The 13,875-nt window shown below is 44.9% G+C and carries 14 protein-coding genes; 9 read left to right on the top strand and 5 right to left on the bottom strand.

Features of this window, described 5'->3' with window-relative positions:
- The first annotated feature begins 6 nt into the window (after nt 1-6).
- The 4 genes from nqrE (at nt 7) to nqrM (ending at nt 3,395) form a co-directional block, all read left to right on the top strand.
- Complete coding sequence (nqrE, locus tag DPF93_RS12705; RefSeq protein WP_005436652.1) at nt 7-603, top strand: NADH:ubiquinone reductase (Na(+)-transporting) subunit E; 597 nt, start codon at nt 7-9, stop codon at nt 601-603.
- A gap of 33 nt (nt 604-636) precedes the next feature.
- On the top strand, nt 637-1,863 hold the full coding sequence (gene nqrF / locus DPF93_RS12700) for an NADH:ubiquinone reductase (Na(+)-transporting) subunit F (protein ID WP_075647664.1): 1,227 nt from the start codon (nt 637-639) through the stop codon (nt 1,861-1,863).
- A gap of 270 nt (nt 1,864-2,133) precedes the next feature.
- Complete coding sequence (locus DPF93_RS12695; RefSeq protein ID WP_114766518.1) at nt 2,134-3,138, top strand: FAD:protein FMN transferase; 1,005 nt, start codon at nt 2,134-2,136, stop codon at nt 3,136-3,138.
- A 23-nt stretch (nt 3,139-3,161) separates the two neighbouring features.
- Nucleotides 3,162-3,395 (top strand): (Na+)-NQR maturation NqrM, encoded by a 234-nt coding sequence (nqrM, locus tag DPF93_RS12690; protein WP_075652712.1) that lies wholly within the window; start codon nt 3,162-3,164, stop codon nt 3,393-3,395.
- Between the two features lie 69 nt (nt 3,396-3,464).
- On the opposite strand, the gene DPF93_RS12685 is transcribed toward nqrM, so the two are convergent.
- The gene (locus DPF93_RS12685) at nt 3,465-4,679 is read right to left on the bottom strand and encodes a GGDEF domain-containing response regulator (RefSeq protein WP_114766517.1); all 1,215 of its coding nucleotides are present in this window, start codon (nt 4,677-4,679) and stop codon (nt 3,465-3,467) included.
- A gap of 165 nt (nt 4,680-4,844) precedes the next feature.
- Here DPF93_RS12685 and dinB point away from each other — a divergent pair, with 165 nt between their 5' ends.
- The 4 genes from dinB to DPF93_RS12665 all read left to right on the top strand — a co-directional run bounded on the left by dinB (nt 4,845) and on the right by DPF93_RS12665 (nt 8,794).
- Nucleotides 4,845-5,909, top strand: coding sequence for a DNA polymerase IV (gene dinB, locus DPF93_RS12680; protein ID WP_114766516.1), 1,065 nt, complete (start codon nt 4,845-4,847; stop codon nt 5,907-5,909).
- 46 nt (nt 5,910-5,955) lie between these two features.
- On the top strand, nt 5,956-6,435 hold the full coding sequence (locus tag DPF93_RS12675; RefSeq protein ID WP_114766515.1) for a GreA/GreB family elongation factor: 480 nt from the start codon (nt 5,956-5,958) through the stop codon (nt 6,433-6,435).
- 62 nt (nt 6,436-6,497) lie between these two features.
- Nucleotides 6,498-7,241 carry a YggN family protein gene (locus DPF93_RS12670; protein ID WP_114766514.1) on the top strand — a complete coding sequence of 248 codons (744 nt, stop codon included), beginning with the start codon at nt 6,498-6,500 and terminating at the stop codon, nt 7,239-7,241.
- Nucleotides 7,242-7,432: 191 nt separating this feature from the next.
- A complete protein-coding gene (locus DPF93_RS12665; RefSeq protein WP_114766513.1) occupies nt 7,433-8,794 on the top strand; it encodes a sodium-dependent transporter in 1,362 nt (453 codons plus the stop codon).
- A 62-nt stretch (nt 8,795-8,856) separates the two neighbouring features.
- On the opposite strand, the gene DPF93_RS12660 is transcribed toward DPF93_RS12665, so the two are convergent.
- From DPF93_RS12660 to DPF93_RS12645, 4 genes are all read right to left on the bottom strand, one after another.
- Nucleotides 8,857-9,921 carry a succinylglutamate desuccinylase/aspartoacylase family protein gene (locus tag DPF93_RS12660; protein WP_114766512.1) on the bottom strand — a complete coding sequence of 355 codons (1,065 nt, stop codon included), beginning with the start codon at nt 9,919-9,921 and terminating at the stop codon, nt 8,857-8,859.
- Complete coding sequence (gene rimK, locus DPF93_RS12655) at nt 9,908-10,813, bottom strand: 30S ribosomal protein S6--L-glutamate ligase (RefSeq protein ID WP_114766511.1); 906 nt, start codon at nt 10,811-10,813, stop codon at nt 9,908-9,910. The genes DPF93_RS12660 and rimK overlap by 14 nt, the downstream gene beginning before the upstream one ends.
- Nucleotides 10,813-11,256, bottom strand: coding sequence for an ATP-dependent zinc protease family protein (locus tag DPF93_RS12650; protein WP_114766551.1), 444 nt, complete (start codon nt 11,254-11,256; stop codon nt 10,813-10,815). Before DPF93_RS12650 ends, rimK begins: the two co-directional genes overlap by 1 nt.
- 414 nt (nt 11,257-11,670) lie before the next feature.
- A complete protein-coding gene (locus tag DPF93_RS12645) occupies nt 11,671-13,140 on the bottom strand; it encodes an aminoacyl-histidine dipeptidase (RefSeq protein ID WP_114766510.1) in 1,470 nt (489 codons plus the stop codon).
- 384 nt (nt 13,141-13,524) lie between these two features.
- On the opposite strand from DPF93_RS12645, the gene vcdP reads away from it, so the two are divergent.
- A complete protein-coding gene (gene vcdP / locus DPF93_RS21585; RefSeq protein WP_483050731.1) occupies nt 13,525-13,689 on the top strand; it encodes a small protein VcdP in 165 nt (54 codons plus the stop codon).
- The last annotated feature ends 186 nt before the right edge of the window (nt 13,690-13,875 follow it).

Genomic DNA, 13,875 nt, shown 5'->3' with positions numbered 1-13,875 from the left:
GGCGTCATGGAACATTACATCAGTCTGTTAGTTAAATCGATTTTCATCGAAAACATGGCACTGTCTTTCTTCCTAGGTATGTGTACATTCCTTGCGGTATCTAAGAAAGTAAAGACCTCTTTCGGTCTAGGTGTTGCGGTTGTGGTAGTACTGACTATCGCTGTACCGGTAAACAACCTAGTGTACAACCTTGTACTGAAAGAGAATGCGTTAGTTGAGGGCGTAGACCTTAGCTTCCTAAACTTCATCACCTTTATCGGTGTAATCGCTGCACTTGTACAGATCCTAGAGATGGTTCTAGACCGTTTCTTCCCACCTCTGTACAACGCGCTAGGCATCTTCCTACCGCTGATCACAGTAAACTGTGCAATCTTCGGTGGTGTATCTTTCATGGTACAACGTGACTACAACTTTGCTGAATCTGTTGTTTACGGTTTCGGTTCAGGTGTGGGTTGGATGCTAGCTATCGTAGCTCTTGCAGGTATCCGTGAGAAAATGAAGTACTCTGACGTGCCTCCAGGTTTACGTGGTCTAGGTATCACGTTCATTACTGTAGGTCTAATGGCGTTGGGCTTTATGTCTTTCTCTGGTGTTCAACTGTAAGTCGGGTAAACCGCAGCAAATAAGGAATAGTTAATGTCTACTATTATTTTTGGTGTAGTGATGTTTACCCTGATTATACTGGCGCTAGTTTTAGTGATTCTTTTCGCTAAATCTAAGCTAGTACCAACAGGTGACATTACAATTTCTGTGAACGATGACCCTAACTTGGCGATCGTTACACAACCAGGCGGCAAGCTACTGACTGCACTTGCGGGTGCAGGCGTATTCGTATCTTCTGCTTGTGGTGGCGGTGGCTCATGTGGTCAGTGTCGCGTAAAAGTTAAATCAGGTGGTGGCGACATCCTACCTACCGAGCTTGACCACATTACGAAAGGTGAAGCACGTGAAGGTGAGCGTCTAGCGTGTCAAGTTGCAATGAAAACTGACATGGATATCGAGCTTCCTGAAGAAATCTTCGGCGTGAAGAAGTGGGAATGTACTGTTATTTCTAACGATAACAAAGCGACATTCATCAAAGAGCTTAAGCTACAAATTCCAGATGGCGAATCAGTACCTTTCCGTGCTGGTGGTTACATCCAGATTGAAGCGCCAGCTCACCACGTGAAATACGCAGATTACGATATTCCTCAGGAATACCGTGAAGACTGGGAGAAGTTCAACCTATTCCGTTACGAGTCTAAGGTGAACGAAGAAACAATTCGCGCATACTCTATGGCGAACTACCCAGAAGAGCACGGCATCATCATGCTGAACGTTCGTATCGCAACTCCGCCGCCGAACAACCCAGACGTAGCACCTGGCATCATGTCATCGTTCATCTGGTCTCTAAAAGAAGGCGACAAGTGTACTATTTCTGGTCCATTTGGTGAGTTCTTCGCGAAAGACACAGATAACGAAATGGTATTCGTTGGTGGTGGTGCAGGTATGGCACCAATGCGCTCGCACATTTTCGACCAGCTAAAACGTCTACACTCTAAGCGTAAGATGTCTTTCTGGTACGGTGCGCGTTCTAAGCGTGAAATGTTCTACGTAGAAGACTTCGACGGCCTAGCGGCAGAGAACGACAACTTCGTATGGCACTGTGCACTGTCAGATCCACTACCAGAAGATAACTGGGATGGTTACACTGGCTTCATCCACAACGTGCTTTACGAGAACTACCTACGTGATCACGAAGCGCCAGAAGATTGTGAATACTACATGTGTGGTCCACCAATGATGAACGCGGCTGTTATCGGCATGCTGAAAGATCTTGGTGTAGAAGATGAGAATATTCTTCTAGATGACTTCGGAGGCTAATTTCTGCCTCATTGAAGCGCTAGCGGTGTTCGCTGCATAAATCCTCCCTAGTCACATAGTTATCTATGCTCCTAGGGAAGGATTGATTTGCTGCCTAGCTAGCACGTCAATGAGTTGAAATTACTCTAAGAGATGGCTGACGTTTTTGTCAGCCATAATTTTATGGTCCTAGTGAATATAAGAGAGCTGATGAATAGCAACTAGAGTTTTGAGTGGTGGCGTTCAATAACAGCTTTCTTATGTTTTCTTTTTCAAGATAGGAGTAAACAAGTGAAAAAATGGCTTGTTGCATTTGCTTCTCTATTGGTGCTTGCGGGTTGTGAAAAACCAGTTGAGCAAATTCATTTAAGCGGTCCAACTATGGGGACCACTTACAACATTAAGTATATTGAGCAACAAGGTTTGCCGACTCCTGAAGCGCTGCAAAGCGAGATTGATCGTTTACTGGAAGAGGTGAATGATCAGATGTCGACGTATCGTAAAGACTCAGAATTAAGTCGTTTTAACCAACACCAATCGGATCAACCTTTTGAAGTCTCTCCGCAAACCGCTACCGTGGTGAAAGAAGCGATGCGTTTAAACGGTCTGACTCTAGGCGCACTAGATGTGACTGTGGGACCGCTGGTGAATCTATGGGGCTTTGGACCAGAGGCGCGTCCTGATGTAGTGCCAAGTGATGAAGAGCTGGCTGCGCGTCGTGCCAATATCGGTATTGAACACCTTTCTATCGATGGCAATAAACTCAGCAAAGATATCCCAAATCTGTACGTAGATCTTTCTACGATAGCGAAAGGCTGGGGCGTTGATGTTGTTGCGAACTATCTGCAAGCAGAAGGCGTGCAAAACTACATGGTTGAAGTGGGCGGCGAAATGCGCCTGAAAGGTAAAAACCGCGAGGGTGTGGCTTGGCGTATTGCGATTGAAAAGCCAACCGTTGATTCACGTGGTATTCAAGAAATCATCGAGCCAGGCGATATGGCGGTGGCAACCAGCGGTGATTACCGCAATTACTTCGAAAGTGATGGTGTGCGATACTCACATATCATTGATCCAAAAACCGGTAAGCCTATCAACCACAAAGTGGTGTCAGTTACTGTGTTGGATAAATCATCCATGACCGCAGATGGTCTTGCGACCGGATTGATGGTGTTAGGGGCTGAGCGCGGTATGCAGATCGCCAACGACAACAACATCCCAGTGTTTATGATTGTAAAAACACCGGATGGATTTAAAGAACTGGCTTCGGAAGCATACAAGCCATTTATCAACAAATAACGAGCTAAAGTGAGCGAATCAATATGAGTACATTTCTGATCACATTTGGGGTCTTCATGGCGGTTATTGCTGCGATGGCTGTAGGCTACATTTTCCAGAAAAAAGTCGTTAAAGGCAGTTGTGGTGGTTTGGGTGCAGTAGGCATTGAGAAAGTATGTAACTGCCCAGAGCCATGTGATGCACGTAAAAAACGTGAAGCACGTGAAGCGGCTCGCGCGGAAAAATTAGCCGCGTGGGAAAAAGACCGCATTGCTTAATAGTAAGCAGAAAAACGAAAAAACCGGCTTATTGCCGGTTTTTTATTGCTTTGAGTAATGTGCTTGATATTACTGAGTAATAACAATATTCCGACCATTCTCTTTAGCGCGATACAGGCGATCATCGGCAAGTTTAATTTGCTGATCGAGTGTTGGCTGCGCGGTTGCAACACCGATACTGATCGTTAGTTTAAACTCGACCTGATCGTGGTAAATCGTCGTGTTTTCAACACGGCTTCTTAACTTTTCCAGTTGCTCCGCAAACTGCTCAAATGGATGGCAGGATTGGATACAGAACTCTTCACCGCCAAAGCGCGCGACCAGATCATGCGGGAAGTAAAGTTGCAGTATTTTTGCCACTGTGACTAAGGCTGAATCACCGCCATCATGCCCGTAGGTATCGTTCACCTGCTTAAAGTGATCAATATCCAGCATGGCTATATTGCGCTCTTGGCAGCCGCCACAAGATTGATTAAACAGATAGCGCCGATTCCAAAGCCCAGTTAGAGCATCTTGATTCGCCATTCGATACAGTTCGTCGGTCGCCTCTTTCATATCGAGGATTTGGTGCACACGACAATAGAACTCTTCAGGGTGGAAGGGCTTATTAAGAAAGTCGTTAGCGCCGGCTTTAAGAAATTGAGCCGTGAGCGTGGCATCTTCTGAGCCAGATAGCCCAAGAATAGCCAGATGTTTCTTGTCTCGAGTTAGGCGAACTTGACGTATCATGCTGACGCCGTCTTTCTCTGGCATATCATGATCGGTAATGACAAAGGTAATGCTCGGATCAGTTTCGAGTATTGTGAGTGCTTGCTCACCATTTTCAGCTTGCACTGCCGTGATATATTGATGCTCAAGAAGCTGCACTATGTAGTTGCGCACAGTCGCTGAATCATCCACCACCAAGCACTTGTGCTGTTGATTCTTTTCTAATCTTTGTACCAATGGCAGCAAGTAAGCGACTGATGCGGTGCTGTCTTTGAGTAGATAGTCGACCACGCCGCGAGCGAGCATACGTTCGCGCAGGTCAGGATTAAATAGCGCGGTTAAAACGATAACGCGATGCTGGTAAGCAAGTGCTAACTCAATCGCTTCGCCATCAGGTCCATCAGGTAAGCAATAATCAATCACACAACAAAGGAACTCTCTCTCTTTAGCGAGAACCCCTTTGGCTTCGACAATATTTTCAGCACATAAAACGTGATAGCCAGCTTGGCTTAACAGTTGTTGGAGATAATTGCGAAAGGTCAGGCTATCTTCAACAACCAAAACTTTATTATTCACACTGCATCCATTCAATTTTAGTTATTGAGCGGAATAATAGTAACTTAGTAATGAGTGAGCCATCAGTAAGGGGGAAAAGTGCTACCTTCCCGGCAGATAAACAGTTTTATTTGCACAAGGATTTACTTATACTGTGTTTTTAAACAGTGATAATTTGGTGTAATCATGACTGAATCTATCAGGAAAATTATTCATGTTGATATGGATTGCTTTTATGCCGCGGTAGAGATGCGCGATTTTCCTGAATATCGCGGACGACCGTTGGCTGTTGGCGGTAGCGAAAAGCAACGTGGCGTGATCAGTACCTGTAATTACGAAGCGCGTAAGTTTGGTGTACGCAGCGCTATGCCGACTGGGCGAGCATTGCAACTGTGCCCGAACTTGACGGTTGTTCCCGGGCGCATGGAAGTCTATAAACAAGTGTCACGCCAAATCCGCGCCATCTTTGAACGTTACACCTCAATTATTGAACCTCTCTCGCTTGATGAAGCCTACTTAGATGTTTCGCATTCGACGGTATGTAGAGGTTCTGCCACATTAATAGCAGAAGCGATTCGCCGCGATATTTTCCAAGAGCTTAATTTAACTGCCTCTGCGGGGGTCGCACCTATCAAGTTTCTCGCCAAAGTAGCTTCGGATATCAATAAACCCAACGGGCAGTTTGTTATTCCGCCAGACCAAGTGCAGCAAGTGGTGGATAAACTTCCGCTGGAAAAGATCCCCGGTGTCGGCAAGGTCAGTCTAGAGCGCTTGCATCAAGCGGGATTCTATTTGTGTGAAGATATTAAGAACGCAGACTATCGAGAGCTACTGAGAACCTTTGGGCGCCAAGGCGAGTCATTGTGGAAGCGCAGTCATGGAATAGATGAGCGTGAAGTCGTGGTGGAGCGCGAGCGCAAATCGGTCGGGGTTGAGCGTACCTTTACTCATAACATTCGTTCTTACGATGAGTGCTGGCAGGTGATAGAAGAAAAATTGTATCCCGAGTTAGAAGTACGCTTAGCTAAAGCCAGTCCAGACAAAGCGATTATCAAGCAAGGCATCAAGGTTAAGTTTGCTGATTTTCAGCTCACTACGATTGAGCATATCCATCCACAGTTGGAGTTGGATGATTTTCGTCAGTTACTGCGTGATGTATTAAAACGGCAAAATGGTCGAGAAATTCGCTTACTTGGTCTTAGCGTGATGCTAAAACCGGAAGATCGCAGTCAGCAGTTGAGTTTCTTCTAAGCGATCATGCTATTCTTCGCCCCGTGATTTTTTACCGCTATTAGATATGGATAAACAATTAATCGTTGAAGCAATCCTAACTGCATTAGAAGCTAAGTTAGCTGTAGCGCGTTCATCCACTCAGCGTGCGATTGACGCCGCAACGGATGAAGAAACTGTCCCTGAGCACAAGTATGATACCTTGGCGCTAGAGGCATCTTACCTTGCTCATGGTCAAGCGATGCGCGTGTTAGAGAGCGAGAATGAACTTAATCTAATGCGCCAACTTAAGCTGCGTGATTTCAGTCAGCAGGCGATAGCGGTTGGCGCCTATGTTGAGCTGGAAGATGAGCTGGGTAAGCAGCAGTGCTTTTTTATTGCCCCGTGCGCGGGTGGACTGGAAGTTAACTACCTGCAAGCCAGTATCTATCTGCTGACCACCCAGTCTCCACTGGGTAAGCTGTTAAAAGGTAAGCGTGAAGAAGATGAAGTAACCTTAACAATTGGCGAAAAATCAAAGATCTACGATATCGTGACAGTCCGTTAACATGCATCATTACAATTGATGTTATAGTAATCACATATTCCACTGCTAATTAAGAGTTGGTCATGAAGCAAATTATTCCCTTATCTTTGATCTTATTAAGCTCAGGCGCTTTCGCTGCGCAGTGCCGTGTTGATCTACAGAATCAAGTTGCATTCAGCGGTGAACAGATTGAGATCACTCAACCTGATGGCGACAGTGCTAAGGTGGATGGCGACAATAATTTGTTTATTCATGGTAAGCAAATAGCGCTAACTGCTGAGCAGCAAGCTGCGATTGAAGCCTACCGCGAAAAAATGAGTGCCTACTTACCTAAAGCTAAGCAAATGGCGGATGAAAGCATCGCCTTAGCCAACACCTTAATTGATGACGTCGCTGCCAGCCTCGATGCTCCAGGTGCTTTTGATGATGTTAAAAAGGCAGTGAAAGAGTTCTATGCAGACGTTGAAGCTCGCTATTACAAAGATGGCGACTTAGTCCTGCCAGCCCAAAGCTTTGAACAAATGACGGAGTCATGGGCGGAAGATTTTGCCAAAGCGAAAGAGATTTTTACCTCTGAGTTTTTAGCCAATGCGATGACGGTATTGTCGGAGAAGATGCAGCAAGATGGTGGGCTAAACTTAACCGAGCTTTCTGAGAGTATGTATGAATTAAAAGCGCGTCTCGAGCAACGTATGGCAGAGCACGCGAAGCAAGCAGAAGAGCAAGCACAAGATTTTTGTGAGTCATTGGATGAAATGGCGGAGCAAGAGCAGGATGTCCTGAAAAAGATCCCTGAGTTAAAAGATTATCAAGTGTTCACGATTTAGTGAAAAATAAGCGAACAAGGCGCCAGTAGGCGCCTTTTTTGTGTCTATAGAGCGAGGGGTAGCGAGTTTGATTAATTTTTTATAATTTAATTCATAAAATATACCGAATAAATCACTACAGTGTATTGATTGTCGCAGATGACTCATATATTGTACTAGCTAACTAGTTCATTGATATTTGTGTGAGTGGTATGACACAAGCAACTTCTTCTAGCCGTGAACATTTCGGCTCTCGACTGGGCTTCGTATTAGCCGCTGCTGGCGCAGCTGTCGGTCTTGGTAATATCTGGGGTTTTCCAACCCAAGCAGCCAGTAATGGTGGCGGGGCTTTTCTTTTAGTGTATTTGGTGATGATCTTAGTGGTCGCGTTTCCAATGCTGGTGGTTGAGATGGCTATTGGTCGTTATGGTCAAGCTAACCCAGTAGACAGTATGCGCTCACTGACCAGTAACCCTCTAGGCAAAAACCTTGGCAGTGTGGTTGGCTGGATTGGTCTTAGTGTGCCATGTGCGGTACTGGCGTTTTACAGCATCGTTGGTGGCTGGCTGATTTGCTTCTTGTTAGGCGCGGTGACCGATATTTTCGGTTTTGACACGGCAACGGCTTGGTTTAAGGGCTTTAGTGTAGAGCGCAATCTGTTTGGTACGCTTGTTTTCTATGTTCTCACTATTCTTATTGTGCAAGGCGGCGTTAAACAAGGGATTGAAAAGTGGTCAACACGCTTAATGCCGGCACTGTTTGTGCTGTTTGCTCTGCTCTTTGTCTACATCATGACGCAAACAGGCGCGGTAGAAGGACTCAAACACTACCTCGTGCCTGATTTTGAAAAAGTCTTTGATCGCAAACTGATCCTAGCGGCGATGGGACAAGGCTTCTTTTCGCTCACCATTGGTGGTTGTTCAATGCTGATTTACGGTTCGTACCTAAGTAAGAAAGAAAACTTGCCTAAAATGGCGATGAACGTAACCTTGGTTGATACGGCTGTGGCATTTATTGCAGGTCTTGTGGTGATGCCTGCTATGTTTGTTGCGATGCAAAAAGGGGTTCAGATCTACGCCGAGGATGGGTCACTGCTGAGCTCTGATACTCTAGTGTTTACTGTCTTGCCGCTGATGTTCGACAGCTTAGGTCTACTTGGACAAGTTTTTGCCGGTGTGTTCTTCTTATTGCTGACTATTGCCGCTTTAACTTCATCTATTTCGATGTTGGAGTGTCCAGTATCGCTGGTGGGTGAACGTTTTAATACCAAACGCGGTCCAACAAGTTGGGTGCTAGGTGGTCTGATTGCGCTATTTAGCGTAGTGATTGTTTACAACTTTGGTGAGATGTTCGGTTTGGTCGCAACATTAGCCACTCAATATCTACAACCAATGGCGGCACTGTTGTTCTGTCTATTTGGTGGTTGGGTTTGGAATCGTCACTCTAAAATTAAAGAGCTTGAGCAAGGCTACCCTGAGTTCACTCAAGGTTGGTTTGGTAAACTATGGCCGGCATACGTGAAGTTTGTTTGCCCAATTCTAGTGGCAACGGTTATCTGGGCGTCGTTTGGCTAAGCGAAATATGAGAAACAAAAATGCCCGCATTTGCGGGCATTTTTAGATCGAAATCGTAGTGATTAAGATGGCGTATTGATTTGACCTGTTGTCAGCGGTTCAAGATCCGCATCAATGATATCTTCAATAAACTCTTCAACTAGCAACTCTGCTTCTTCATCATCACCTTCAAAGTAAGCAAGGTGGAAGATGGCGTCGCCTTCGTTAACCAATGGTAGAGTTTGCTGTCCGATAACAATACCGCCTTTACGTGCCACCAGTTCGATCTCGCTATGACCAAGCGGTGCGCTAATGTAGGCAAGTACTTGACCTTTTTCAACGCGATCACCGAGTGTCACGACTGTACGTAAAATACCGTCGCTTTCGGCACGCAACCAACTGGTCGATTTAGCAATCACCGTATTTGGGATCTTCTTACGGCTAGTACGTAGCATGCCAATAGACTGCATCACACGTTTCACACCTAGGTAGCCGGCACTAATACAAATTGGTTCAAAGCGAAGAGCTTCACCCGCTTCATAAGTCAGCACTGGAATACCTAAACGTTCTGCTTCACTGCGTAGTGAGCCATCACGTAGTGGGGCATCGATAGTTACTGGTGTACCAAACGCCTGTGCGATTCTTAGTGTCTCAGGGTTGCTCAGATCCGCACGGATTTGAGGCAAGTTAGTACGGTGAATCGCACCAGTGTGCAAATCTAGAATGTAGTCACATTGCTTCGCCACTTGGGAGAAGAAGGTATGTGCCATACGTGAAGCTAGCGAACCTTTTTCACTGCCCGGGAAGCAGCGGTTTAAATCACGACGGTCAGGCAAGTAGCGCGACTTGTGAATAAAACCAAATACGTTGACGATAGGCACAGCGATAAGCGTGCCTTTCAGTTTGCTTGCATCAATGGTATTGATCAGTTGGCGTACGATTTCTACGCCATTTAATTCATCGCCATGGATTGCAGCGTTTACCATCAAAATTGGACCCGCCAATTTGCCATTGATGATTTCGACTGGAATCGATAAAGGTGAATGAGTATAAAGCTTGGCCGCTTCCAACTCGATTACCTTACGTTCTCCCGGCGCAACTGATTCGCCGAGAAATTCAAAAGCACGATTCTTTTTAGCCTTTACCACGAGTTTTAGTCCTTTTACTTGCCGCGTTTTTCTCAATAAATTCGACAATCATTCCAGCAATGTCTTTACCAGTTGCGGCCTCAATACCTTCAAGACCCGGAGATGAGTTTACTTCCATGACTAATGGACCACGGTCAGAACGAAGTAGATCGACCCCAGCCACATTTAGACCCATTATTTTCGCAGCAGCAACTGCAGTACGGCGTTCTTCTGGTGTGATCTTAATTAGTGATGCGCTACCACCGCGGTGTAGGTTTGAGCGGAACTCACCCTCAGCACCTTGGCGTTTCATTGCCGCAATCACTTTGTCACCAATTACGAAACAACGGATATCCGCACCGCCAGCTTCTTTGATGAATTCTTGTACCATGATGTTTGCTTTCAGACCCATGAAAGCTTCTACTACGCTCTCTGCTGCCTTGCGAGTTTCAGCAAGAACAACACCGATACCTTGCGTACCTTCAAGTAGCTTGATAACAACTGGTGCGCCACCAACCATTTCAAGTAGGTCTTTAACATCATCTGGTTTGCTTGCAAAACCAGTGATTGGCATGCCGATGCCTTTACGAGATAGCAATTGCATTGAGCGCAGTTTGTCACGCGAGCGAGTGATCGCTACTGATTCGTTGACTGGGTAAACACCCATCATTTCAAACTGACGCAATACTGCTGTGCCGTAAAACGTTACCGACGCGCCAATACGAGGAATAATTGCATCGTAACCAGAAAGCTCTTCACCTTTGAAGTGAATTTCTGGCTTTTGAGAATTGATATTCATGTAACAGCGCAGAGCATCGACCACTTTAACTTCATGGCCTCGAACTTCACACGCTTCGATCAGACGACGAGTTGAGTACAGATTCGCGTTGCGAGACAGAATACCAATTTTCATTATTTGTTTTCCTCAAACGGGACTAAAAAAGATTCCACAGGGTCTACTTGGATACGACCGTGCATAGCGGTACGACCTAGTAGCATACGAAACGCCATGTTTTCGCGGTTATTTAGAGTAATTTCGATAGGCCAAGTTTGACCGCCAAGGCTCATCTCTGTCTCAATTACATAGCGTTTTTCTTCGTGGCCACCAGAGTCACGTACAACACGTGCATCGACCACTTTAGCTTCACATACGACCTCTACTTCCGTGTTGTGCTGGATTGGATGTAACCAAAAGCGCACCCATTGTGTCTCTTCCTTTGAGAAGCTCTCTACTTTAAACGCGTGTAAGCAAGATGTTCTAGCACCGGTATCAACTTTCGCGTTAATCTTATCAATACCAAGTCCTGGTAGGCTTAGTGTTTCACACCAACCCACAAGTAGTTTTTCTTTCTTCATCGCAGTCATTCAGTTTTTTGTTAATACCAATAAGTGTTAGTGCCGTTCTTGCCATGTTGCAGGCATGCGTAAGAGCTAAGAGCTTCGTTATAATTAGCCCGATTTATCATCAAAGCCAATAACTCATATCTCAAAGTGTGCGCTTGAGAACGACTACCTATTACAGATTAGTACATGAGAGAAATAAGACACTCCGGGATGGAGTGCTCCCAACATAACAACACGGTGTTATGGCTTGAAGAAGGCAAGATGGTTTGCCCAAAGACGCTTCAAGGTGGGGGACTGTAACAACCTGATTTATTTGTGACTAACGAAAATATGTTTTCGTAACGATAATTTATTTTTGTTGTCGCGCAATAAAAAGCCAGCTAATGCTAGCTGGCTTTTCGGATTACTTATTCTAATGAAAAGTGATTAAGCTTTACTAGGAATGTTCTCTAGTAGTGCCACCATTTGTTCCCAGAAAAGCGCGACAGTGCTGATTTCCACTTTCTCATCTGGAGAGTGCGGGAACTTGATGGTTGGACCAAATGAAAGCATGTCCATATGAGGATATGGTTCTTTAAATAGACCACACTCTAGACCCGCATGGATCACCATGATGTTTGGCTTATGACCGTAAATATTTTCATATAAGTCGCGGAAAACTTGCATGATTTCAGAGTCAGCATCTGGCTTCCAACCTGGATATGCACCACTGAACTTAATTTCAGCGCCAGCCAGTTCAGCAACAGAAGTTAAGGTACTTTCTACTTGCTGACGACCAGAATCAATCAATGAGCGAATCAGGCAAAGTACGGTTACTTTATCTGTTTCAGTTGTGATTACACCCACGTTGAGTGATGTTTCAACCACACCTTGAATATCATCGCTCATACGTACCACACCATTTGGTAACGCGTTTAGTGTAGCAATAAAGCGCTGTTGGCTCGCAAGTGAAAAGACCTCAGTTGCTTCAGCGGCTTGGTTGAAAGTCACGATGTCAGTTTCAACACGCCCAAGTTCTGCTTTAAGTAACTCAGTGTAGTAGTCGAACAGCTCAGCCAGTTTTGCTTCATTAGCTGCAGGCAGAGCAACCGTAACAAATGCTTCACGAGGAATGGCATTACGTAGACTACCGCCACGGAATTCAACCAGACGTAGGTCTAGCTCTTTTGCGTGACCGGCTAGGAAGCGACCCAGTAGTTTGTTGGCGTTACCACGACCGGTGTGAATATCACAACCAGAGTGACCGCCTTTTAGACCTTTCAGTACTAGCTGACGGGTAGCGTAACCTGCAGGGATAGCTTCACGTTCGATAGTCAGCGTTAGCTCACCATCAATACCGCCAGCACAGCCCATGTAAACTTCACCTTCTTGCTCTGAGTCGGTGTTAAGTAGGATATCACCTTCTAGCCAGCCTGCTTCAAGACCGAATGCACCAGTCATACCTGCTTCTTCATCAATGGTAAGCAGAACTTCAATTGGACCGTGTTTGATATCCGTTGACGCAAGAACAGCAAGGCATGATGCCATACCGATACCGTTGTCAGCACCTAGCGTGGTGCCTTTTGCCGTTACCCATTCACCATCAATGTATGGTTGGATCGCGTCAGTGGTGAAATCGTGCTGAGTATCTTCGTTTTTCTGCGGCACCATATCGATATGAGCTTGCAGAACGACACCTTTTTTATTCTCCATTCCTGGAGTCGCCGGTTTTTTGATAAATACGTTGCCGGTAGGATCACGGCGTACGTCTAAACCTTGCTCTTGCGCCCAGCTCACGATGTATTGTGCTAGTGCTTCTTCATGCTTAGAAGGATGAGGGATAGAACAGATTTTATCAAAGAACTGCCATAGTGGAGCAGGTGATAGCTTGCTGATTTCAGAATGGAACTCAGACACGGATGACTCCTTATATTACTTAAGATCAACGCAGTAGTTCACCCATGCAACGTTGTTTGGTATGAAACTCTAAAGCGGACCTACAAAATAGATGAAGCTAGCATATCACTGTCAATACAAAGAGAGTAGAGGGGTGAGAGTATTTATCATTTAGCGTTTAATAAAGTAGCAAATTGGTTAAACTCTCATATAAGCAATCGTTTTTATAGTTGAAGACGAAAAATCATCAAACTGAAATTTTTCTGTAATTTAATTACAGTTATATTTTGATTTTGGTCAATTATTGAGTTTTTTTGTGATATTTGTCATTTTAATCTTGTAGTTATTTTTCTTTGAGGTATATTTATAACCAACTTCACAAGTTGAAGAAAAAATGCTCAAAGGATGAGTCCGATTTATCGCCTCCAAGGAACCGAGAAATCAACGTTTTGTTTTAATTGCATTGATTTAAAAGGTGATAGCATGAAAGGTTTACCAAGTGCAATGTTCTGGATAAACAGCTCTGTTTATACAAGTAACTTTGTATACCCAACAAGCTTCGGCTACTAAGCTTAGCTTGTTTCTGAACAATTTTGTTCACCCCTATTATTGGAATTTTTTTACAGCTTTTATTTTTAAGCTGACATGATTCAACCGCCACTCATCTTGAGTGGCGTTTTTTTATCCGCTAGATTTTCCCTGCAAGCACCCACATCTCTACAATCGATATTGCTCTGCCCAAATTTTCACTTTAAG

Origin of the sequence: Vibrio rhodolitus (assembly GCF_003350325.1) — a bacterium.
GTDB lineage: Bacteria > Pseudomonadota > Gammaproteobacteria > Enterobacterales > Vibrionaceae > Vibrio > Vibrio rhodolitus.
This window is presented reverse-complemented; position numbering and strand designations above follow the sequence as displayed.

Coding starts and splice junctions, on each gene's coding strand:
- nqrE (WP_005436652.1), top strand. CDS start 7: ATGGAACATTACATCAGTCTGTTAGTTAAATCGATTTTCATCGAAAAC.
- nqrF (WP_075647664.1), top strand. CDS start 637: ATGTCTACTATTATTTTTGGTGTAGTGATGTTTACCCTGATTATACTG.
- nqrM (WP_075652712.1), top strand. CDS start 3,162: ATGAGTACATTTCTGATCACATTTGGGGTCTTCATGGCGGTTATTGCT.
- dinB (WP_114766516.1), top strand. CDS start 4,845: ATGACTGAATCTATCAGGAAAATTATTCATGTTGATATGGATTGCTTT.
- DPF93_RS12675 (WP_114766515.1), top strand. CDS start 5,956: ATGGATAAACAATTAATCGTTGAAGCAATCCTAACTGCATTAGAAGCT.
- DPF93_RS12670 (WP_114766514.1), top strand. CDS start 6,498: ATGAAGCAAATTATTCCCTTATCTTTGATCTTATTAAGCTCAGGCGCT.
- DPF93_RS12665 (WP_114766513.1), top strand. CDS start 7,433: ATGACACAAGCAACTTCTTCTAGCCGTGAACATTTCGGCTCTCGACTG.
- rimK (WP_114766511.1), bottom strand. CDS start 10,813: ATGAAAATTGGTATTCTGTCTCGCAACGCGAATCTGTACTCAACTCGT.
- DPF93_RS12650 (WP_114766551.1), bottom strand. CDS start 11,256: ATGAAGAAAGAAAAACTACTTGTGGGTTGGTGTGAAACACTAAGCCTA.
- vcdP (WP_483050731.1), top strand. CDS start 13,525: ATGAGTCCGATTTATCGCCTCCAAGGAACCGAGAAATCAACGTTTTGT.